Origin of the sequence: Nonomuraea sp. NPDC050404 (assembly GCF_040655495.1) — a bacterium.
Classification (GTDB): domain Bacteria; phylum Actinomycetota; class Actinomycetes; order Streptosporangiales; family Streptosporangiaceae; genus Nonomuraea.
In genome coordinates, this window is record NZ_JBFAKB010000010.1 from 355,251 (window position 1) to 377,368 (window position 22,118).

General features: G+C 69.7%; 19 protein-coding genes. 11 read left to right on the forward strand and 8 right to left on the reverse strand.

The annotated features are described in order from the left end of the window. Positions 1-261 precede the first annotated feature (261 nt). Positions 262-486: a type II toxin-antitoxin system VapB family antitoxin gene (locus AB0I81_RS28675; protein ID WP_360662677.1), complete on the forward strand. Its 225-nt coding sequence runs from the start codon at positions 262-264 to the stop codon at positions 484-486. After that, positions 486-896 (forward strand): PIN domain-containing protein, encoded by a 411-nt coding sequence (locus AB0I81_RS28680; RefSeq protein WP_360662679.1) that lies wholly within the window; start codon positions 486-488, stop codon positions 894-896. Before AB0I81_RS28675 ends, AB0I81_RS28680 begins: the two co-directional genes overlap by 1 nt. A gap of 291 nt (positions 897-1,187) precedes the next feature. Here the strand turns inward: AB0I81_RS28680 and AB0I81_RS28685 are convergent, their stop codons facing one another. Continuing rightward, complete coding sequence (locus tag AB0I81_RS28685; protein WP_360662681.1) at positions 1,188-1,907, reverse strand: PIG-L deacetylase family protein; 720 nt, start codon at positions 1,905-1,907, stop codon at positions 1,188-1,190. Between the two features lie 125 nt (positions 1,908-2,032). Between AB0I81_RS28685 and pcrA the strand changes: the two genes are divergently transcribed. Beyond that, positions 2,033-4,261 carry a DNA helicase PcrA gene (pcrA, locus tag AB0I81_RS28690; RefSeq protein WP_360662798.1) on the forward strand — a complete coding sequence of 743 codons (2,229 nt, stop codon included), beginning with the start codon at positions 2,033-2,035 and terminating at the stop codon, positions 4,259-4,261. Positions 4,262-4,383: 122 nt separating this feature from the next. Here pcrA and AB0I81_RS28695 read toward each other — a convergent pair whose 3' ends face one another. The 4 genes from AB0I81_RS28695 to AB0I81_RS28710 all read right to left on the reverse strand — a co-directional run bounded on the left by AB0I81_RS28695 (position 4,384) and on the right by AB0I81_RS28710 (position 8,447). Next, positions 4,384-5,364 carry a L,D-transpeptidase gene (locus AB0I81_RS28695; RefSeq protein ID WP_360662683.1) on the reverse strand — a complete coding sequence of 327 codons (981 nt, stop codon included), beginning with the start codon at positions 5,362-5,364 and terminating at the stop codon, positions 4,384-4,386. Between the two features lie 122 nt (positions 5,365-5,486). Continuing rightward, positions 5,487-6,362 carry a sigma-70 family RNA polymerase sigma factor gene (locus AB0I81_RS28700; RefSeq protein WP_360662685.1) on the reverse strand — a complete coding sequence of 292 codons (876 nt, stop codon included), beginning with the start codon at positions 6,360-6,362 and terminating at the stop codon, positions 5,487-5,489. A 247-nt stretch (positions 6,363-6,609) separates the two neighbouring features. After that, positions 6,610-7,242 carry a response regulator transcription factor gene (locus AB0I81_RS28705; RefSeq protein ID WP_360662686.1) on the reverse strand — a complete coding sequence of 211 codons (633 nt, stop codon included), beginning with the start codon at positions 7,240-7,242 and terminating at the stop codon, positions 6,610-6,612. After that, the gene (locus AB0I81_RS28710) at positions 7,239-8,447 is read right to left on the reverse strand and encodes a PspC domain-containing protein (protein WP_360662688.1); all 1,209 of its coding nucleotides are present in this window, start codon (positions 8,445-8,447) and stop codon (positions 7,239-7,241) included. Before AB0I81_RS28710 ends, AB0I81_RS28705 begins: the two co-directional genes overlap by 4 nt. A 113-nt stretch (positions 8,448-8,560) precedes the next feature. On the opposite strand from AB0I81_RS28710, the gene AB0I81_RS28715 reads away from it, so the two are divergent. The 8 genes from AB0I81_RS28715 to AB0I81_RS28750 all read left to right on the forward strand — a co-directional run bounded on the left by AB0I81_RS28715 (position 8,561) and on the right by AB0I81_RS28750 (position 18,725). Continuing rightward, a complete protein-coding gene (locus tag AB0I81_RS28715; RefSeq protein WP_360662690.1) occupies positions 8,561-10,156 on the forward strand; it encodes a PspC domain-containing protein in 1,596 nt (531 codons plus the stop codon). Beyond that, positions 10,146-10,349, forward strand: a complete 204-nt coding sequence (locus AB0I81_RS28720; RefSeq protein ID WP_360662692.1) for a hypothetical protein — start codon at positions 10,146-10,148, stop codon at positions 10,347-10,349. Before AB0I81_RS28715 ends, AB0I81_RS28720 begins: the two co-directional genes overlap by 11 nt. A gap of 116 nt (positions 10,350-10,465) precedes the next feature. Beyond that, complete coding sequence (locus AB0I81_RS28725; RefSeq protein ID WP_360662694.1) at positions 10,466-10,948, forward strand: (2Fe-2S)-binding protein; 483 nt, start codon at positions 10,466-10,468, stop codon at positions 10,946-10,948. Then, entirely contained in the window at positions 10,945-13,278 is a 2,334-nt protein-coding gene (locus AB0I81_RS28730; protein ID WP_360662696.1) for a xanthine dehydrogenase family protein molybdopterin-binding subunit, read from the forward strand. Before AB0I81_RS28725 ends, AB0I81_RS28730 begins: the two co-directional genes overlap by 4 nt. Beyond that, complete coding sequence (locus AB0I81_RS28735; RefSeq protein ID WP_360662698.1) at positions 13,275-14,129, forward strand: xanthine dehydrogenase family protein subunit M; 855 nt, start codon at positions 13,275-13,277, stop codon at positions 14,127-14,129. The genes AB0I81_RS28730 and AB0I81_RS28735 overlap by 4 nt, the downstream gene beginning before the upstream one ends. Positions 14,130-14,252: 123 nt before the next feature. Further along, positions 14,253-14,945: an SRPBCC family protein gene (locus AB0I81_RS28740; protein ID WP_360662700.1), complete on the forward strand. Its 693-nt coding sequence runs from the start codon at positions 14,253-14,255 to the stop codon at positions 14,943-14,945. A 91-nt stretch (positions 14,946-15,036) separates the two neighbouring features. Then, complete coding sequence (locus AB0I81_RS28745; RefSeq protein WP_360662702.1) at positions 15,037-17,670, forward strand: CDP-glycerol glycerophosphotransferase family protein; 2,634 nt, start codon at positions 15,037-15,039, stop codon at positions 17,668-17,670. Further along, positions 17,667-18,725, forward strand: a complete 1,059-nt coding sequence (locus AB0I81_RS28750; RefSeq protein ID WP_360662704.1) for a glycosyltransferase — start codon at positions 17,667-17,669, stop codon at positions 18,723-18,725. Before AB0I81_RS28745 ends, AB0I81_RS28750 begins: the two co-directional genes overlap by 4 nt. 7 nt (positions 18,726-18,732) lie before the next feature. Here AB0I81_RS28750 and AB0I81_RS28755 read toward each other — a convergent pair whose 3' ends face one another. Genes AB0I81_RS28755 through AB0I81_RS28765 form a run of 3 tightly spaced genes read right to left on the reverse strand, consistent with a single transcriptional unit; the run spans position 18,733 to position 22,113 of the window. Next, positions 18,733-19,770 carry a sulfotransferase gene (locus AB0I81_RS28755; RefSeq protein ID WP_360662706.1) on the reverse strand — a complete coding sequence of 346 codons (1,038 nt, stop codon included), beginning with the start codon at positions 19,768-19,770 and terminating at the stop codon, positions 18,733-18,735. Positions 19,771-19,791: 21 nt separating this feature from the next. Further along, a complete protein-coding gene (locus tag AB0I81_RS28760) occupies positions 19,792-20,622 on the reverse strand; it encodes a CDP-alcohol phosphatidyltransferase family protein (RefSeq protein WP_360662708.1) in 831 nt (276 codons plus the stop codon). A 48-nt stretch (positions 20,623-20,670) separates the two neighbouring features. Beyond that, a complete protein-coding gene (locus AB0I81_RS28765; protein ID WP_360662710.1) occupies positions 20,671-22,113 on the reverse strand; it encodes a glycosyltransferase family 2 protein in 1,443 nt (480 codons plus the stop codon). Between the last annotated feature and the right edge of the window lie 5 nt (positions 22,114-22,118).

Sequence of the window (22,118 nt, forward strand, 5' to 3'; positions counted from 1 at the left end):
TTGAGATGAACTGTTCGCCCCGACCGGCCCTCAATTGTGGTCGGCGACTTGAAGGCGCGGGTGGATCAACGGCTCGTGCGGGATGAAGGTTTTCGCCTCGCGGCATTGTTTTCTCCCCCGGCTCCCGGATCCGGTCGTGGCCTGGGCTTGCTCAGGCTTTAACGTCTGCGAGACGCCTTATCTCGGGGCCGCGCCGCTTGCGGGTGCGTACCCGAAAACACGCAATCTCGTTCACGTCCGGAGGTATGGAGGTGGTGTTGCATGCGTACGGTAATCGACATCGACAAGGAGCTCCTGGATGGGGCCCAGGAGAGGCTGGGCACTCAGACCATGAGAGAAACGGTCCACGCCGCGCTGCGAGCGGTCGTCGACAGGGACGCGGAAAGAGCAGGTGCGAGCAGGGCGTTCGAGTTCTGGCGCATGGAGGGGAGCCCGGATCTGCTGGATCCAGAGATCACGAAGCATGCGTGGCTACGACAGGACTGATGTATCTCCTCGACAAGAGCGCCCTGGCCCGTATCCGCGTCAGCGACGTCATCGCCAAGGCCCTGCAGCCGCTCTACGCGGCCCGGGCGGTGGCGACCTGCAGCGTCATCGACCTGGAGGTGCTCTACAGCGCGCGGGACTACGCCCACTATCAGCGCATCCTGCACGCGCAGCGTCAGTGCATCCTGCTTCCGGTGGATCAGGAGGTGCAGGCGCGGGCGGTGGCCGTGCAGCGGCAGCTCGTCGAGATCTCCCAGCACCGGGGGATCGGGCCGAACGAGCTGCTGATCGCCGCCTGTGCCGAGGTGCACGGGGCGACGATCCTGCACTACGGACACGCCTTCGACATCATCTCGGAGGTGACCGGACAGCCCTCGCTCTGGGTGGTGCCACCCGGATCGGTCCCGTGACTGAGGTCCAGCGGCGAGGTCCCATGACCGAGGTCCTGTGGCTGAGGTCCCACAGCCAAGGTCCCACGACCAAGGTTCCGTGGCTGAGGTCCTGTGGCTGAGGTCCTGTGGCCGAGGTTCCGTGGCTGAGGTCCCATGGCCGAGGTTCCGTCGCTGAGGTCCCACGGCCGAAGACACAGGGTCGAAGTCCGTTGAAAGCCCGTGTATGGCTCCCTGAGGGCCCATGAAGGCCCGTGAAGCTCCCGAAGGCCCAGCTGAACAGCCGAACAGCTGAACGAGCCCCACAAGGGCTCAGGCCGTCGAGACCACCTGGAACCCCTCCGCGTAGTGGCCCTCTCCGAAACCGGCCTGCTCCGCCCACGCGGCGAAGCGGCTTCTGACGAAGTCGGCGAAGCCCTCCACGTGGGAAACCTGGCTCACATGTGACTGCAAGGCCGCGAGCTTGCGGTCCATGGCCTCGGTGATGTCCACCCAATGGTTGGGCGTGGAACCACCGTTCAACCACACCTCACGTACGGTCCACGCCTCCAGCCCTTCCTCCTTGACCAGCTCCGGGAACGCGTACGGATTGCGCGCGTCCGGATAGACCGCGTCCAGGGCCGCGCCACCCACCGCGCGGTGATCGGGATGACTGGGGGCGATGAACTGGTAGTTGCGGTCGGGGTGGTGGGTGATGACCAGGTCCGGCCTGACCTGGCGGATCACCCGGGCGATGTCGCGCCGCAGCTCCAGCGAGGGCACCACCCGACCGTCGGAGTAGCCGAGGAAACGCACGTCCGTCACGCCAACCGCCTTGGCGGCGGTGCGCTGCTCGGTCCTGCGCAGTTCCGCCATGCCGGTGTTGTCGAGCTCGCGCTCGTTGCCACCCGCGTCACCGTCCGTGACCAGCAGGTAGGTGACCTCCACTCCCCTGTCCACGAACAGCGCCACGCTTCCGGCGGCGCCGAAATCGGCGTCGTCCGGGTGGGCGGTCACGACGAGCACGCGGTTGATCTCGTTCTCCGGCAGCATGTTTCCCCCTTCTGGGCCCTTATCGGTGCACAACCCACACCCCGTCGATGGCATTCCATGCGCCGTTTGTCAGTGGAGCGTCTTAACCTAGGTGGGTGCCGACCCAAGTCTCTGTTGATCACGCCCTGCTCGACGGCCTCAACCCGCAACAGCGCGAGGCCGTGATCCATCACGGCAGCCCCCTGCTCATCGTGGCCGGGGCGGGGTCGGGCAAGACACGGGTGCTCACGCATCGCATCGCGTACCTGCTGGCCGAGCGCGAGGTGCATCCGGGCGAGATCCTGGCGATCACCTTCACCAACAAGGCCGCCAGGGAGATGAAGGAGCGCATCGACAAGCTCGTCGGGCCGCGTTCCAAGGCGATGTGGGTGATGACCTTCCACAGCGCCTGCATGCGCATCCTGCGGCGCGAGGCCAAGCGGCTGGGCTTCCCCTCCAGCTTCTCGATCTACGACCAGGCCGACTCGCAGCGGCTCATGGCCATGGTCTGCAGGGAGATGGAGCTCGACCCGAAGCGCTACCCGCCGCGCTCGTTCTCGGCGCAGGTCAGCAACTTCAAGAACGAGCTGGTCGACTACGAGACGGCGATCGACCGGGCCGGCTCGCACCTGGAGAAGACGCTCGCGCAGGCGTACAAGGCCTACCAGCTCAAGCTGACCGAGGCCGGCGCGATGGACTTCGACGACATCATCATGAACACGGTGACGTTGTTCCAGCTCTTCCCCGACGTGGCCGAGCACTACCGGATGCGGTTCAGGCACGTCCTGGTGGACGAGTACCAGGACACCAACCACGCCCAGTACATCCTGATCAGGGAGCTGGTCGGGCATCCCGAGCTGCGCACGGACGACGGCGACCTGGTGCGTTCTGGCACCGACATGTCCCAGTTGTGCGTGGTGGGCGACGCCGACCAGTCCATCTACGCCTTCCGCGGCGCGACGATCCGCAACATCCTGGAGTTCGAGCGCGACTACCCCGACGCCCGGACGATCCTGCTGGAGCAGAACTACCGCTCCACCCAGAACATCCTGGCCGCCGCCAACGCCGTGATCTCGCGCAACGAGTCGCGCAAGCCCAAGAACCTCTGGTCCGACCAGGGCGACGGGGCCAAGATCGTGGGCTACGTGGCCGACAACGAGCATGACGAGGCCATGTTCGTGGCCCAGGAGGTCGATCGGCTCAGCGACGAGGACGACGTCAAGCCGGGCGAGGTCGCGGTCTTCTACCGCACCAACGCGGCCTCCCGCGTGTTCGAGGAGATCTTCATCCGCACCGGCCTGCCGTACAAGGTGGTCGGGGGTGTGCGCTTCTACGAGCGCAAGGAGGTCAAGGACCTGCTGGCCTACCTGCGGGTGCTGGCCAACCCGGCCGACGTGGTGTCGCTGCGACGCATTCTCAACGTGCCCAAGCGCGGCATCGGCGACCGGGCCGAGGCCACGATCGAGGCGCTGTCCTCGCGCGAGCGCATCTCCTACTGGGACGCGCTGCGCCGCTCCGACGAGGCGTACGGGATGGCCACGCGCTCGCTCAACGCCGTGAAGGAGTTCGTCGCCCTCATCGAGGAGCTGATCGCCAAGGGGCAGGGCATGCCGCCTTCGGCGCTGGCCGAGGAGGTGCTGGTGGCCACCGGCTACCGCGCCGAGCTGGAGGCTTCCGAAGACCCGCAGGACGAGTCCCGCCTGGAGAACCTCAACGAGCTCATCTCCGTGGCCTCCGAGTTCGAGGAGGCCAACCCGGAGGGCACGCTGGTGGAGTTCCTGGAGCAGGTGTCGCTGGTGGCCGACGCCGACCAGATCCCCGAGGCGGACGGCGGGCAGGGCGTGGTGACCCTGATGACGCTGCACACGGCCAAGGGGCTGGAGTTCCCGGTGGTGTTCCTGACGGCCATGGAGGACGGCGTGTTCCCGCACGTGCGGTCGCTGGGCGAGCCGAAGGAGCTGGAGGAGGAGCGGCGGCTGGCCTACGTCGGGATCACCCGGGCGCAGCAGCGGCTCTACATCACGCGGGCGGCCGTACGCAGCTCCTGGGGGGCGCCGTCGTTCAATCCCGCCTCGCGGTTCGTCAACGAGGTGCCGGGGCAGCTCCTCGACTGGCGTACCGACCCGGAGAAGTCCGCCTGGAGTGCCGCCACCCGCCGTGAGCCTGCCGCGCGTCCGGCCTCGCCCGCGGCCAAGAGCGGCGGGCGTAAGGTGCCCTCGCTGACGCCCGGGGATCGGGTCTCGCACGACGCGTTCGGGCTGGGCACGGTGGTGTCCGTGGACGGGGTCGCGGAGAAGACCAAGGTCAAGATCGACTTCGGAAGTGGCGGGGAGAAGACGCTGCTGCTGGCGTACGCACCGCTGGAGAAGCTCTGAGCTGCGAACACCCGGGGACGCCACCGCAGGAGAAGCTCTGAGGTGTGGCTCGGAGATGCCTCTGAGCCGTGACCCGGGGACGCCGCTGGTGGGCGGCGTCCCCGAGGGCGAAAAGGGGCGGGTCAGCTCTTCAGGGCGCTGCCCTTCTTCCACTGGGTCCAGTTGAGCTGCCAGTAGCTCCAGCCGTTGTTCCACTGGAGCTTGCGCTTGGTGCCGGTGATCTTCACGACGTCCCCGCGCTGGGCGATCTTGTAGAACCACTTGGCCCCGGCCGGGGTGGCGCGCACGCAGCCGTGGCTCTGGTTGGAACGGCCCAGGAACTGGTAGTCGCCGTAGCTCTGGTGCACGTACTCACCGCTGTCGGAGATGCGCACCGCCCACGGGATCTTCTCCTTGTAGTAGCGCGGGTCCTTGGGATCCGTCACGCCCATCCAGGAGGAGGTCATGGTCTCCAGGGCCTTCTTGCCCATCGTCAGGTGCACGCCGCTGGTGGTGAGGTAGACGTCCACGCCGTTCTTGACCATGCCGCCCCTGCCGGCGCTGATCGCGATCTTCTTGGCCAGCTTGCCGTTGCGGTAGACCTTCATCTGGTGCTGCCGGGTGTTGACCACGGAGATGTTCTTCGCGCCGACGGCGAACCGGCGGGAGACGTTCTTGGCGCCCTCGTTCCCGGGCAGTTCGGACAGCCGCGCGGTGAAGAGCACCTTCTGGTACGGCTTCCAGTACGTCTTCGTCCGGTAGATGACCTTGCGCTCGGACACCCAGCGCCAGGCGCCGTCCACCACCTTCTCCGCCTTGACGTCCAGCAGCGCCTCGACGGCCGCCTTGTCCTTCACGTCGCGGTCGAAGGTGACGATGATCGGGAACCCGACACCCACCTTTTCGGTCTTCTCCCCCATGGGGGTGATGTCGGCGATGCCGAGCTTGGGCTTCTTACCAGAGGTCGGAGTCGGCGACCCCGTGGGGGCCACCGCCGCCGCGGGAACGACGGCCGCCTGGTAAGCGGCCTGAGCTCGCTGGCCGGGCACACTCTCCGCCGCGCAGGCGGTCGCGGCGACCAGGGTGACGACCAGTGCCGGAAGCATCCGGGTGACGCGCTTCAAGGGGTTACTCCTGGAATCAGTACTTTTCCACTACCTCCTTGTGTGACAACGGAGACCACTGATTCGTGGGCGGATGACCAATAACTATCCTGTAACGGTCCAAAACCCCCGGGCGACAGGGCTCACGAGGACGTCACCCACGCCGGCACGACCTGCCCCAGCAGGCCCGGGTCGGTCAGCATGCGGATCGCCGTGACGACGCCGTCGGCGACCGTGAAGGCCATGACCGTGACCGGCCGCCCGCCGACGGTGATGAGGACCCCGGGAAGGCCGTCCACGAGCACCAGATGTTGCCGCGCGTCCGGATTCCGGTACATCGCCGCCTGAGCGGCGACCTTGCCCGCGCCACGCACGGTGCCCAACCCCGCCGCGCCCTGGGCCCGCAGTTCGACATCGGGCGCGAGCACGCTCACCAGCCCGGCGACGTCACCCCTGCCGGCCGCCTCGAAGAACGCCTCCACGACCTTCCTGCCCGCCGTGTCGGCGGCGGGCGCGCCCAGCCGCAGCCGTCCCCTGGCCCGGCTGGCGAGCATCTTCGCGGCCGCGGTGCTCCGGCCGAGCATGGACGCGATCGCGTCGAACGGGACCTCGAACACGTCATGGAGCACGAACGCCACCCGCTCCGCCGGGCTGAGCACGTCCATGACCACGTGCAACGCCAGCCCTACGGACTCGGCGAGCAGGACCTCCCCCTCGGGGTCGATCCGGGAGCCCCAGACCTCCTCGCGCGGAAGCATGCCGATCTCAAGTTCGAGCAGCGGCTGCTCCCCCCGGACCCCACGCCTGCGCAGCCCGTCCAGGCAGATCCGCACCGTGACCGTCGTGAGCCAGCCCCGCAACTCCTCGATGCCGTCCCCACCGGTCCGCGCGAGCCGCAGCCACGCCTCCTGTACGGCGTCGTCCGCGTCCGCATGCGAGCCGAGCAGGCGAAACGCCATCGCGTGCAGATAAGAGCGCTGGATCTCAAACTCGGCGGCGAGCTGGTCTTCGTCGGTCACGGTCCCCCCGGAGGTCTCGGTGTCCCCCTTCGACGTCCGGCGACCCCGAAAGGTAACACCAGCCCGATTCCGGGCAACTTGGGCTCGCGTGACGGCGGGCCACCGGTGAAGGGTTCAGCGGCCGTTTCCTGGAAGGCCATCAGCCGAAGTGCGGCGGGTGGGAAGCCACGGCACCGCGTAAGAGATGGAGCTTCTGACAGGGTGCGGCGGGTGGGAAGCCACGGCACCGCGTAAAAGATGGAACTTCTTACACGAGACGACGAGCAGTCGCCCAGCGGGACAGCTCGTGCCGGTTGGAGAGCTGCAGCTTGCGCAGGACCGACGACACGTGCGTCTCGACGGTCTTCACCGAGATGAACAGCTCCTTGGCGATCTCCTTGTACGCGTACCCCCGCGCGATCAGCCGCAGCACCTCCCGCTCCCGCTGCGTCAGCGAGTCGAGCTCGGGATCGATCGACGGCGCCTCAGACGAGGCGAACGCGTCCAGCACGAACCCCGCCAGCCGCGGCGAGAACACCGCGTCCCCCTCCGCCACCCGGCGGATGGCGTCGGTCAGCTCCTTGCCGCTGATGTTCTTGGTCACGTAGCCGCGGGCCCCGCCCCTGATCACGCCGATGACGTCCTCGGCGGCGTCGGAGACCGACAGGGCCAGGAACCGCACCTGCGAGCCGGCGCCCAGCACCCGGCGCAGCACCTCCTGCCCGCCGCCGCCGGGCATGTGCACGTCGAGCAGGACCACGTCGGGCTGGTGCTCGGCGATCGCCAGCACCGCGCTCTCGACGTCCTCGGCCTCGCCCACGACCTCGATCGAGTCGCCCAGCTCGGCGCGCACGCCCGACCGGAACAGCCGATGGTCATCGACGATCAGTACGCGCGTCATGCCTTCTCCACCTTCATCGTCAACATCACTTCCGTGCCCTCACCCGGCTCGGTACGAACCCGGGCCGCGCCGCCGTGACGTTCCATTCTCCCGATGATGGACTCCCTGATCCCCATCCTGTCCAGCGGCACTGCCTCAAGGTCGAACCCCTTGCCCCGATCCTTCACGAAAATCGTGACTTCTTCACCCTCAACCTCCGCGTAGACCGAGATCGACGGGCTCTCGGAGTACTTGGCCGCGTTCACCATCGCCTGCCGGGACGCCTTGAGCGTGGCGGCGAGCTTGCCGGCCTGGTCCAGGGCGATGTCGCCGACGCAGACGACCTCGATCGGCACGCCGTGCGCATCCTCCTCCTCGGCCGCGATCCTGCGTACGGCGGCCGCCAGCGTGGCGTCGGCGTCCTGGGCCGGCTGGTAGAGCCAGTTGCGCAGGTCGCGCTCCTGCGAGCGGGCCAGGCGGGAGACCTCGCGCGGGTCGTGGGCCACCCGCTGGATCAGCGTGAGCGTGTGCAGCACCGAGTCGTGCACCATGGCGGCCACCTCGGCCCGCTCCTCCTGCCTGATGCGCTCGCGCCGCTCCAGTTGCAGCTCTTTCCACAGGCCCGCCAGCCAGGGCGCGGCGATGACCGCCAGGCCGCCGACCACGACCACGGTGAACAGCAGGCTGTCCCTGATCTGCGGCAGTTCGCCCTCGGCGGCCAGGAATCCGGTCGCGCCGACCACGACCAGGCCGATGCCGAGCAGCGTACGGACCCGGTTCTTCCTGATGCTGAGTGACGCGCCGCTCACCCAGTTCCTGCGGCGTTCCGGGTCGGCCTGCTGCCAGAGGATCAGCGCGCCGATTCCGCCCACCGCGAACGGCAGCATGCCGACGCCGCCCTGGTTGGCGTTCGTCAGCCAGCCGAACACGAACAGCGCCGCCCCGATCGCGCTGAACGCGGCGAGCTGGCTCCAGTCCCGCTGTGGCGGCGGCCCCTGGTAGGGCGCGCGCGGCGTCACCATCCAGAGCACCGCGTACGCCACCGCGCCGGCCCCCTCGACGACCGTGAGCAGCACGAACATCAGCCTGATCACCACCGGATCAAGCTTGAGCTGCGTCGCGAGCCCTTGCGCGACACCGCCGAGCAGGCGACCCTCTTGTGGGCGCAACATCCGGCGGTAGGGCGTGTCGCCGCTCTGCTCGGCGATTGTCTTCTGCTCAGCCATAACATGGCCATAGTCACATGTCGGGGGGCATGCGAGCATCAGGGAACAACCCCCGGGTCGGGTCAGGGGTCTCCCGGATGCGAGCACACCGCGCGTAGGTCCACGATGTAGGCATGACAGAAGCTCCACCCAGGCGCCCCGCCTCCCCTCACCGAGAGCTGCGACGCAGCAGCGAGGGGCGCCTGCTCATGGGCGTCAGCGCGGGCATCGGGCGGCACACCGGGATCGACCCGGTGGTGTTCCGTGTGGGCTTCGCGCTGCTGCTGCTCGGCGCCGGGATCGGGCTGTTCGTCTACATCGCGGCCTTCCTGCTGATGAAGGAGCCGAACGGCAGGCCCGGGATCATCGAGCAGTGGACGCGCCGCGACTTCGACGCCGACACCGTGATGGCGCTGCTGACGACGGTGCTGGCGTGCGGGCTCGCGATCAACCTGGCGACGGTGTGGCTGGACGTGGGCACGCTCCTGGTGGCGGTGTTCCTGGTCGTGTCGTTGCTGGCCGCGCACGCCAACGGGGTGGACCTGCGCGGGCTGGCGCGCTCGATGCCCGAGCGGCTGAGCAGGCGGCGGACCGAGTGGCCTGCGCCGCCGTACGAGCCCGCGCCACCGGCTCCCGGACCGGCGGCCGCCCGGCCCGTGGCGGACCCGGGACCGGCCAGGCCGGACGAGGCCGTACCACCGGCCGGCGAGGCGGCCACACCCACCATCCAGCACAAAGCCGCCGCACCGCAGGAGCACGCGGAACCGCGAGAGGCCGTGCGGGACGGGGAAGACGCCGACACCCAAGCGTCCGAAGAGCAGGAGCACCGGCCATACCGGGAGCAGCAGGGCCAGGAGGACGTGTCGCCGGAGGCGGTGACGGCGGAACATCGTGTGCCGCCGTACCAGCAGCCGCCCCCGCCCCCACCCCAGCGCCCCGCCCACCGCCCGAACCCCCCGACCGCGGTCGACTACGCCAGCCACGGCGAGCCGTTCGCCCCGAACGGCCCCTACCAGCCGCTCAACCCGGCCAGAAGGCCGGGCGGCCAACCCCCGTTCAGCCCGTACGACCCCGTCCTGTACGGCCGCCCCATCCCGAGGCGGGAGCCCAAGCGGCGGCCGAAGTCGTTCATCGGCCTCATCACCATCCTGCTGGCATTGATCATTGGAGGGATCGTCGTGGTCGCTCAGGCCAGGTCGGTCGGCGGAGTGAGCCCGACCATCGTCGGCGGCGCCATGCTCATCACGATCGGCGCCGGCCTGCTCATCGCGGCCTGGTGGGGTCGTGGCGCCGGTCTGGTGGCGGCGGGCACCACGCTCACGCTGATCGTCAGCATGGGGATGATGCTGGGCGGCGTGCCCAGGAACGTCGGCCCGTCGGAGTGGGCCCCGACCAGCATCGCCGAGTCGGGCCGGCTCTACGACGTGGGGGTCGGCGACGGCACGCTGGACCTGTCGGAGCTGGCGATGCCGCCGGGCACGAGCGTGACGTTCAACGCCTCGGTCACGGTGGGCGAACTGGTGGTGGTGGTGCCACCCACGGCCAGGATCGAGGTGCACGCCACCAACCAGGTCGGCGACATCCTGCTGGACCAGTCGTTGCGGGGCGGCGTGGACGTGCGCGTGGATGAGGTGCTGCAGCCGGAGATCGAGCCCGAGGGCAAGCTCTCCACGATCGTGCTGAACCTGAAGGGCGGACTGGGCGACATGGAGGTGCGGCGTGCCGCGTGAGGTTGAGCGGCAGAAACGCCTGCACAGGACCGACTGGATGGCCCTGCTGAGCGGCGTGCTTTTCGTCGTTCTGGGGATTTTGGTAGTGACACGCGCGATCAGGGAACCAGTGGTCCTGATCGGGGTGATGGTGCTGGGATTGGCCTTCGCAGGGCTGGTGGCGATCGTCGCGCGGGTGGTCAGGGGCAAGTGACGCGGACGGCTCTCGGCACTTACCGCGAGCCATCTCAGTAAGTAACCCTTGACCGGGAAAAACACCGGCGTAGGTTCGGAGTGTCCGCCTTTCCCCCTGCTCCTGAGGGAGGACGTATGCCCCGAATCACCGTCACCGTCGACGGGATCAAGTACGAGGAGGACGTCGAGCCGCGACTCCTGCTCGTCCATCTGCTACGAGAACGGCTGGGCAAGACCGGCACCCCCGTCGGCTGCGACACCAGCAACTGCGGCGCCTGCACGATCATGCTCGATGGCAAGAGCGCGAAGAGCTGCTCGGTGCTGGCCGTCCAGGCCGACGGCAGCGACATCGTCACCATCGAGGGCCTGGGCACGAACGGCTCCATGCACCCGATGCAGCGGGCCTTCCACGAAGAGCACGCGCTGCAGTGCGGCTACTGCACACCTGGCATGGTCATGGCCGCGGTTGACCTGCTCAGGGACGATCCGGAGCCGTCCGAGGAGACGATCAGACACGGCCTGGAGGGCAACCTCTGCCGCTGCACCGGATACTGCAACATCGTGCGCGCCGTACGCAGGGGCGCGCAGGAGATGGGCCAGGCGGTGAGTACCCCATGACCATGCAAGAAGTGGGGCAGCCGCGCAGGCGCAAGGAGGACCCCAGGCTGCTGACGGGGCGCACGCAGTGGACGGACAACCTCGCGCGCCCGGGACTGCTGCACGTGATGTTCCTGCGCAGCCCGATGGCGCACGCCAGGATCTCCAGGATCGACGTGTCGGGGGCGCGCGGTCTGCCGGGGGTCGTGGCGGCGTTCAGCGGCCGGGACTTCGAGGCCGAGCAGGGCAGCCTGCCGTGCGCGTGGCCGCGCAGCCCGGACACGATCGTGCCTGACCATCCGCCGATGGCGGTCTCCGAGGTCCGGTACGTCGGCGAGGCGGTGGCCTGCGTGGTGGCCACGGACCGCTACCGCGCGGCCGACGCGCTGGAGGCGATCGAGGTCGACTACGAGCCGCTGCCGGCCGTGCTCGACATGCGGCAGGCTCTGAGCGACGGCAGCCCCAGCGTGCACGAGAGCGGCAATCGGGCGTTCACCTTCAGGTCCACCCACGGCGACATCGAGGCCGCCTTCAGGGACGCCCCCGTGGTCATCGACCGCACGTATGTGCAGCAGCGGCTGATCCCGAGCGCGATGGAGCCGCGGGCGGTGATGTGCGAGACGGACGGCGAGTCGTTCACGCTGTATTCGTCCACGCAGATCCCGCACATCCTGAAGGTGATGCTCGCGCTGGTGACCGGCGTCCCGGAGCACACGATCCGGGTGGTCGCCCCCGACGTGGGCGGCGGGTTCGGCTCGAAGCTGCAGGTCACCGCCGAGGAGGTGCTCTGCCTGCTGCTGGCCAGGAAGCTGGGCCGGGCGGTGAAGTGGACGGAGTCGCGTTCGGAGGGCAACCTCACGGTCCACCACGGCCGCGACCAGCTCCAGCACATCAGGCTCGCCGCCGACTCCGACGGCCGTATCCGCGGGCTCCAGGTGGAGCTGCTCGCCGACATGGGCGCCTACCTGGTGCTGCTGACGCCGGCGGTGCCGCTGCTCGGGGCGCAGATGTTCAACGCCATCTACAAGATGGACGCCTACGAGTTCGCCTGCACGGGTGTGTTCACCACGAAGATGCCCACGGACGCCTACCGGGGCGCGGGACGGCCCGAGGCCACGTACGGCATCGAGCGGATCATGGACGAGCTGGCCGCCGAGCTGCGGCAGGACCCGCTGGAGGTGCGGCGGCGCAACTGGATCAAACAGGAGGAGTTCCCCTTCACCACCATCTCGGGCCTGACCTACGACTCGGGCAACTACGAGGCGGCGACGGACCGGGCGACGGCCATGTTCGGCTATGACAAGCTGCGCGCCGAACAGGCCGACCGGCGGGACAGGGGCGACCCGGTGCAGCTCGGGATCGGCGTCAGCACCTACACCGAGATGTGCGGGCTGGGCCCGTCCAGGTGGTTCGGCCAGAACAACGCCGGCGCGGGCGGCTGGGAGCACGCCTCGGTGCGGGTGCTGGCCACCGGCAAGGTGGAGGTCATCACCGGTTCCACGCCGCACGGCCAGGGTCATGTGACGGCCTGGAGCCAGATCGTGGCCGACGCGCTCGGCGTGCCGTTCGACGACATCACGGTGTTGTACGGCGACACCGCGATCTCGCCCAAGGGCCTGGACACCTACGGCTCGCGCTCGCTGACCATCGGCGGCATCGCGGTGCTGAAGGCGTGCGACAAGGTCAGGGACAAGGCCAGGAAACTGGCGGCCCACCTGCTCGAATGTTCCCCCGATGACCTGGAGTGGGAGGCGGGCGCGTTCAAGGTGCGCGGCACCGAGTCGCAGCAGACCATCCAGGAGCTGGCGCTGGCCGCGTTCACCGGGCACGCGCTGCCCGACGGGGCCGAGCCGCGGCTCGACTCCGACGCCACGTTCGACCCGGAGAACTTCTCCTTCCCGCACGGCACCCACCTGTGCGCGGTTGAGGTGGACACCGAGACGGGCTGGGTGAAGATCCGCTCGTACGTGGCGGTGGACGACATCGGCAAGGTCGTCAACCCGCTGATCGTGGACGGCCAGCTGCACGGCGGCATCGCCCAGGGCGTCGCGCAGGCGCTGTTCGAGGAGGCCGTGTACGACTCCGAGGGCAACCTGCTGACCACCACGATGGCCGACTACCTGCTGCCGTCGGCCGCGGACCTGCCGAACTTCACCCTGGACAGGACCGAGTCCCCGGCGACCAGCAACCCGCTGGGCGTCAAGGGCGTCGGCGAGGCGGGCACGATCGCCTCGACCCCGGCCGTGGTGAACGCGGTCGTGGACGCGCTGCGCCCGCGCGGCATCAACGACATCCAGATGCCGTGCACGCCGGAACGGGTGTGGCGGGCCCTGGAAGGAGGACGGGCATGATCCCCGCGCAGTTCGACTACGTGCGCCCGGACTCGCTGGCCGAGGCGTGCCAGGCGCTGGCCGCCGACGAGGAGGCCAAGGTCCTGGCCGGCGGCCAGTCGCTGATGCCGCTGTTGCGGCTGCGGCTGTCCTACCCGTCGAAGCTGGTCGACGTCGGCCGGCTGGCCGAGCTGAAGGGCGTGCACGACCGGGGCGACCACGTGCGCATCGGCGCGATGACCACGCATGACGAGGTCCTGCGCTCTCCCGTGCTGGCGGCGGAGTGCCCGCTGCTGGCGCTGGCCGCCACCCATGTGGCGGATCCGGCGATCCGGCACCGGGGCACGTTCGGCGGCTCGCTGGCGCACGCGGACCCGGCCGGTGACCTGCCGGCCGTGGTGCTGGCGCTGGACGGCGTGCTCGTGGCGGCCTCCGCGCAGGGTGAGCGGGAGATCCCGGCCGCCGAGTTCTTCGTCGACTACCTGGAGACGTCGTTGCGGCAGGGCGAGATCCTGTCCGGCGTGCGGATCCCGAAGCTGGGCCGCGGGTGGGGCTTCCACTACGAGAAGTTCCGCAGGACCGCGCAGGCGTGGGCGATCGTCGGCGTGGCGGTGGCGGTCAGGCGATCCAACGGCTCGATCGCCGAGGCCAGGATCGGGCTGACGAACATGGCGGCGACGCCGCTGCGCGCCCGCGCGGCCGAGGCCGCGCTGCAGGGCGTGGAGCTGGGCGATCAGGTGCGCCAGGCGTGCGAGGAGGCGGCGGCCGACACCTCGCCGCCCGCCGACCTGCACGCCCAGCCGGACTACCGGCGGCACCTGGCCAGGGTCCTGACCCACCGCGCGGTACGCACGGCGGCCGGATCACCCTGACCCGCGGCGGGGGCGCCCGTCTCCTGGGCGCCCCCGTCCCGTCGGATCTGTGTCGGGGCAGCCTCTTCCGGCGCGTCCCCGCCCCGTCGTAAGGTCACAGGCATCTGGAGAAGGAGCGGATCGATGGCGATGCGGTTCGAGCACGAGTTCACGGTTCCGGTTCCGATCGAGCAGGCCTGGGCCGTGTTGCTCGATGTCGAGCGGGTCGCGCCCTGCCTGCCGGGGGCGACTCTGGACATCTTCGAAGGCGACGAGTTCACCGGCAGGATGAAGGTCAAGGTCGGCCCGATCACCGTCACCTATCGGGGCTCGGCCAAGTTCGAGGACGTGGACAAGGACTCCTACTCGCTCACCATCCAGGCGTCGGGCAAGGAGGCGCGCGGCTCCGGCACGGCCGCCGCCACGGTCAAGGCCCGCCTGCAACCGCGCGAGGGGGCCACGCTGGTGACCGTGGAGACGTCGTTCAACGTCACCGGCCGGCCCGCGCAGTTCGGGCGGGGCGTGATGGCCGAGGTGGGCGGCAAGCTCATCGAGAAGTTCGCCGAGAACCTGGCGGCGCTGCTCACCGAGCCCACGGTCGAACCGGTCGTCGAACAGCAGGCCACCGACGAGGAGCGGCACCTCAGCGCGGTGTCCGCCTCGGAGCAGGACGCGCACCCCACGGGCTCGCTGCGCACGTCGCGCTCGCCCGACGAGGAGGCGCTGGATCTGCTGGAGATCGCCGGGCAACCGCTGCTGAAGCGGCTGGCGCCAATCGCGGGCGCGCTGGTGGTGCTGCTGGTCATCGCCTGGGTGATTCGTCGCCTTATGCGCTGATTTTAGGCAAATACTCCATCAAGTCCGGAAACCTCCCTTCACCTGGGGGAAGTCCCATTCCCGCCAGGTGTCTACGGGGAGGACTCAGGGGATGCCGGACTGCACCGTCGTCGTCATCACCTACAACGACGCGCCGCGCCTGCCCAGGGCCGTACGTTCCGTGCTGCGGCAGTCGCTGCGCGACCTGGAGGTGATCATCTCCGACGACGCCAGCACGGACGGCACCCCCGAGGTGGCGCGGCGGCTGGCGCTGGCCGATCCACGCGTGCGGTACCTGCGCAGGCCGGTCAACAGCGGTGGATGCGGGGCGCCGCGCAACGACGGGATCGACGCCGCGACCGCGCCGTACGTGATGTTCCTCGACAGCGACGACGAACTGCCCAGGCACGCGTGCAAGAGCCTGCTGGCCGAGATCGAGCGTACGGGGGCCTGCTTCGTGTCGGGGCAGATCTCACGGCTGTACGAGTCGAACGGGCGGCTGCGGCCGTACTATCCGTCGTTGTTCGCCAGAAGGCGGGTGGTGGAGGGCATCAGGCAGGAGCCGGAGCTGTTCCTGGACAGCTTCAGCACCAACAAGCTGTATGACACGGGCTGGCTGCGCGACCGGGCGCTGCGCTTCCCCGAGGACATCCACTACGAGGACCATGTCTTCGCCGCCGAGTTGTACGCGGTGGCGCGCAGGTTCGCGATCGTGCCGTGGGTGGTCTACCACTGGCACCGGGCGCCCACGAACGAGTCCATCTCGCTGAGCATCGAGGACCTGGAGAACGTGCGCCAGCGGGTGATCGCGGCCAGGCTCAGCGACGACCTCCTGCGCGAGCACGGGGCCGAGGACCTGGTGCCGCACCGCCAGTACCGGTTCCTGCGGCAGGACCTGCGGGTCTACCTGAATCCGCTGCCGCAGCGGGACCGGGTGTGGGCCAAGGAGTTCGCCGCGGTGGTGCGGCCGTACCTGGCGGAGATGCCGGATGAGGTGTTCGAGCGGATCGACCCGCTCGACCGGGTCTGCTGCCAGCTCATCCTGGACGACCGCATCGACGACCTGCGGATCGCGGCCGGCTCGCTGACCGGGCCGAGGGCCGCGCCGCGGGCGGCGGTGCTGCTCGACGGGCGGACGTACTGGGGCACGTCGGTCTCCCCGCGCCTGGACATCACCCGGCTGCGGCTGGCGGAGCTGCCCTTCAGCGCCTCCCGGCTGCGGCACGAGGTGGCGAGCCTGTCCTCGGACGGCGAGCGGCTGCGGATGACCGTGCGCACCTTCGACCCGTTCGGCGTGCTGCCGGCGGAGTGGACGGCGTTCCTGCAGCTCGGCGGGGAACGTGTGCCGATCGAGCCGGTGCCGTCGGGCGAGGGCGGGTACGTCAGCGAGGTCACCTTCACCCCCACCCGCAAGTGCGACCCGCGCATCGGCTTCACCAGGACCGCCGACGGGCACACCACGACCGACCGGCTCATCGCCGACCCGCACACCGAGCCGATCGAGCTGCCGGGACGCACGGTCAAGGTCGAGGGCTACGCGGGTTACCTGTGCGTGCGGCCCGACGCCATCCACCGGTCGTTGTTGCGGCGGATCAAGAGGCGCCTGATGAAACGGCTCAGCACGCCGAAGAACAAGCTGCGGGCCTACCAGGTCATGATCAGGGTGCTGCCGCGCCGGAGGAACCTCGCCCTGTTCGAGTCCGACGTCGGCAAGGGCTACAGCGGCAGCCCGCGCGCCATCTACGAGGAGGTACGCCGGCGCGGCCTGCCCATCGAGGCCGTCTGGTCGGTGGCCAAGGGGCGCGCGAACTTCCCCGCCGACGTACGGCTCGTGCGCCGGGGAAGCTGGCGCTACGTCTACACCATGGCCAGGGCCGGGATCTGGGTGGACAGCCACGGCTTCCCGCTGGACTACCCCAAGCCGCCCGGCACCCGCTACCTGCAGACCTGGCACGGGCAGGGGATCAAGTCGATCGGCTTCGACGCGCCCGACCTGCGCGGTGACTTCGACCGGCCGCGGGCGTTGTGGCGGGCGGCGGTGGCGCGGTGGGACGCGCTGGTGTCGCCGAGCGCGGAGTTCTCGCGGGTGTTCCTGCCGTCGAACGGCTACGCGGGCAAGGTCTACCGGTGCGGGACGCCCCGGTGTGACGCGCTCGTGCGTGCACGGCCGGCGGACGACGTGCGGAGGCTGCTGGAGGTGCCACCCGGGCGACAAGTCCTGCTTTATGCGCCTACTTACCGGGATCGGGCGAAGAACAGCGGCCAATCCGTACGGGTGGATCTGGAGCTGCTGGCCGAGGAACTGGCCGGGGACTGGGTGGTGCTCCTGCGTACGCATCCGGTCGAGCGCTACGACCCGCCCGAGCACCTGCGCCACTTCGTCCGCCCGGCCTCCGCCTATCCCGACATCAACGACCTGATGCTGGCCTCGGACGCGCTGCTGACCGACTACTCCTCCGTGATGTGCGACTACGCGCTGACCGGCAAGCCCATGGTGTTCTTCATCGACGACTGGGACGACTACCGGCTCTCCGAGCGCGGCGTCTACCACGACCTGCCCGCCATCGCCCCAGGACCGTGCCTGACGACGACGGAGGACCTGGTGGCGGCGCTGCGCGAGTTGCCCGCCGTGCACGCGGCCCACGCCGGCAAGTACGCCGCCTTCCGCGACCTGTGGTGCGCCGACGAGCACGGCGACGCGGCGGCCAGGATCGTGGCCGACTTCTTCGAGGAGGCGGCACGATGACGGTCGTCTTCATCTGCCTGGACGCCGACACCCTGGGCGGCACCCAGCAGGTCACCCACACCCTGGCACAGGGGCTGGCGGAACGCGGGCACGAGGTGCACGTCATCGGGCTGCACCGGGCCGCCGAGCCGTTCCGGTACGTGGACCACCCGCTCTACCACCGGCACGTGATCAGCCGCCGCCCGGCCGGGGGCGCCCTGGCCCGCAGAAGTGCCGACCGGCGGCTCGGGAGGCTGCTGCGCGCGGTCGGCCCCGGATACGCGGTCATGACCTCGCCGTCGGTGGTGGCCAGGACGGCCGGGCTGCTGCCGCGTTCGCTGCGGCCGATCGGGCAGTACCACGGCTCCTACGACCACGCCCGCGGCTGCTGGCACCTGGCCTCGATCAGGCGCCACTACCCGGCGCTCGACCAGGCGGTCTTCCTCAGCGAGGACGACGCCCTGCTGTTCTCGGAGCACGCGCTGCTGCCCAACGCGGGCACGCTGCCCAACCCGCTGGCGGACTGGCCACGGGAGATGTCGGTGCTGGAGTCGCCGCGCGTGCTGGGCGTGGGCCGGCTGGAGGGGGTCAAGCGGTTCGACCGGCTGATCAGCGCGTTCGCCCGGTCGGGCGCGCCCGCGCCGTGGGAGCTGCACCTCATCGGGGACGGCGCGGAGCTGGCCCGGCTGCGCGCGCACGCGGAACGGGAGGGTGTCGGCGACCGGGTGGTCTTCAGGGGACTGGTGCCCGCCGCGCGCATGTCCGCCGAGTACCTGGCCGCCTCGGTCCTGGGCCTGACCAGCGAGCACGAGGGCCTGCCCGTGGTGCTGCTGGAGTCGGGCGCGCACGGGGTGCCGTCGGTGGCCTTCGACGTGTCGGGCGGCGTGCGGGCCGCCGGGCCCGTGCCGGTGCCGCCCGGTGACGTGGACGCGTTCGCGGTGGAGCTGGCCCGGCTGATCGACGACGAGGAGGAGCGGCGGCGGCTGGGGGCCGACGCCCGCGCACGGGCCGAGGCCTACCGCCTCGACCACGTGCTGGACCGCTGGGAACTGCTGTTCGCGCACATCGAGCGCTGACAGGTCCCTAGACGGGCTCGGTGAGTTCCTTGCGCTGCTGCGGGATGCCGGCCATCGAACGCTGGCGCGCGGTGAGCAGGGCGGCCACGGGGCTGGGCTCGCGCAGCCGGTTGAAGCGGTCCCGCACGCCCTTGCGCATGCGGCTGGCCTTACGCTTCTGCATCGTCTTCTGGGCGGCCACGACGTGCTCCTTGGCCGGCCTGGGCGCGCCGCTCAGCTCGTACCCCATGGATTCCAGGCGGTCGCCGAGCATGTGCTCGCACAGAGCGATCTCCCAGTCGTCCAGCCGGTCCGCCCAGCTTCCGACGCGGCTGCGGGTGACCTCGCGGTGCGTGTTGCTGTGCCAGACCTTGTGCGTCGGCACCGCCACGCTGGCCGCCTCGCGCGGCGAGATCATCGACGGCGAGAAGTCCTCCTCCAGGAAGTGGCAGAGCTTCTTCAGCTCGGTCATCGGGTCGTCGGTGAGGTCCTCGTAGCGCAGTTCGTAGTAGGTGTCCTCGGGCAGCGTGCGCTTCAGCCTGCCGCCCGCGTCGATGGCCTCGGCCCAGGTGGAGACGGCGTGGAAGGAGTCCAGCGTGTACCAGGGCATCTCCTTCAGCGAGGCCACGCAGTCGCGGCCGTCCCTGATGAGGTGCACGAACTGGGCGTCGGGGAAGAGCCGCAGCAGCAGGTCCACCTGCTTGACGTAACTGGGCCGCTTGTCGCCCCAGCGGGCCTTGTCGAACCGGTCGGCGTACATGCGGAAGGCAGTGCCGATCACCGAGCCGAGCGAGCCGGGGGCCTCCACGGCCTGCTTGACGAACTCGCCCTTGTCGATCTTGAGCTCGCGGAACTTCGTGCTGCGGTCGGTCGCGATCCACTCCGCCAGGGCGCGGCGGCGCGCGTCGATGCGCAGGTCGCCCCACGTGCGGCGGCGGTAGTAGGCGGGAACGAGGAAACGCGTCTCCGGCGGCACCGCCATGCGCGGGTGCGAGTGGAGCATGAGCTGGAGCATCGTGGTGCCGGACCGCGGACATCCGATGACGAAGACTGGCCGGTCGGACATGTCGTACAAACCCCCGAGTACTTAGACGAGAACGTGCTCTCGGCTCTCCTGAGACGAGCTCACGCCGTGCCTGCGCGTGAAGAGCCACAACCGGTAGATGAGGAACACCTCGTTGGCCAGCAGCAGGAGCCCCGACAACACGGCGAGCGGGATCAGCGCCCATGCCCCCGCAAGGGGCGCGATCACGAACACCGCCGCGTGGAACTCGATGCCGCTCACCAGGTGCGAGCGGACGCGGTGGCGGGCCAGGAACCTGTTGAGCCGCCTGAAGAGGCGGAAGAAGCCGCGCGGCCGGGGCCCCCGCCCCGGCGGCTCCGGGTCGAGCAGGTCCACCGTCATGGGGTCCGGGTCGGGCTCCGGCTCCCTGGGCTCCTCCCTGATGAGGTCGCGCACGCGCTTCATCTGCGGCGCGTTGACATACCTGAAGAGGTCCAGCACCGCCACGGCGGCGCCGAGCACGACCCAGCTCACGTCGCCGGTCAGCGTGTACTGCCCGTACGCCAGCCCGCCGGCGCACAGGACCACCCTGACGCGATCCCCCACGTAGTCGAGCCAGAGCCCGAAGGGCGTGCCCGTGCCCTTGAGCCGGGCTATTTTGCCGTCCACGCAGTCGATCATGAAGCTCAGATAGAAGAAGCAGGCGCCCGCTATGAGCTGGTTCGCCATGAAACAGGCGGCCGACACCGTGCCGAGGACCAGGGAGAACACCGTGAGCTCATTCGGCGTCATCCGGGTGCGGTTGGCGACGGGGAGTGCGACCCGGCAGGCGACCGGGTCCACGAAATACACGGTCCACCAGGAATCTCTCCGCTTGCGTGTCTCGTGGACGTCATCGAGCGAATAGGTCCTCATGGATCCCAGCATGACCACGGGCCGCGCCGGAACGATTACTGTCTGGAACTACTGGGGCATGTCCATGCCGCTTCTTGACCAACCCGGCACGGAAAACCGCCACGCGCTGTTGGCGTCGCCGTCCCGGCACCACCCCTTGAGCACCAGACCGCGCATTTCCGCCCGTACCTGCAGCCGCCAGGGGCCTCCGTCCTCCAGGCGGCGGGGGTCGATGACGGTCGTGACTCCGTGCCGGCCCCGGCGGCGGGTCTCCAGGGGGACGCGGCGGTGCCCGTCGCTGAGCCACATGTCCACCTTGGCGACCTTGCGATCGACGCGGTGCACGCCCACGGAGCCGCGCACGCGGTACTCGGCGCCGGTCCACTCGCACTCCTCCACCCTGGCGATCAGCTTGAGCTCGTCGCGGGCGTCGAACACCTCGTCGGGGATGCGCAGGCGGCGGTCGCGGAAGAAGGGGTAGTCGCCGTACCAGTTGGTCGTACGCAGGCCGCGCGGCACCACGCGGGCGATGTCCTCGCGACCCCGGCGGAACTCGCGTACCGTGCACAACTCCGTGATCAGGCCGCGCCGCAGCAGGTGCAGCTCCAGGCGGCGCAGCGACGGCGCGGAGGCCAGCACGTGCGGGCCCAGCGCGGCCAGCCACGCGCGGCCCAGCTCCAGCACCGGCCCCGGGTCGCCCTCGCAGCGCTCCAGCGCCTGGAACAGGAACACGGTGTCCTTCTCCAGCACGAGCGCGTCGAAACCGTCGAGCAGTTCCGGCGCGCGCTCGTCGAGGAAGGCCCGCACCGCCCGGATGGCCGCCAGCCGCTCGGCCAGGTTGGGCAGTTCGGAGCGGCGCTGGGTGATCGAGTCCGCCCCCTCCTCGCGCCTGCGCCAGTGGTAGACCACCTCGCCCACCATGTCCACGCTGGTCGCCAGTACGTGGGCCTGCATGGCGACCGGGACGTCCTCGTAGATGCCCGCGGGGAAGGCCAGGCCCGCGCGTTCCCAGAAGTCGCGCCGGTAGACCTTGTTCCACACGGTGCGGTCGCGTACCAGCACCTGCTTGTCGGTGACGTGGGTGCACAGCTCGGGCCGCCTGAACACCTTCTCGTGCAGGATCGACTCCTCCAGCTCGCCGTCCACCAGCCGCCGCACCGCGCCGCACGCCAGGTCGGAGCCGGTCTCGGCGAGGCTGCCCGCGAGCAGTTCGTACGCCCCCGGCGGCACCACGTCGTCCCCGTCGGCGAAGGCCAGGAACGCGCCGCGCGCCTGCCTGATCCCCTGGTTGCGGGCCGGCCCCGGGCCCAGGTTGCGCTGCCCGAGCAGCACGAACCGCTCGTCCATCGCGGCGAAGTCCGCGGCGATGCGCCGGCTGCCGTCCACGGAGCCGTCGTCCACCAGGACCACCTCCATGTCGTCGAGCGTCTGGGCGGCCAGCGATTTGAGGCACTCGGTGAGGTACGGCTCCACGTTGTAGATCGGGACGACGACGCTGAGCAGGGGGATCATGCGAA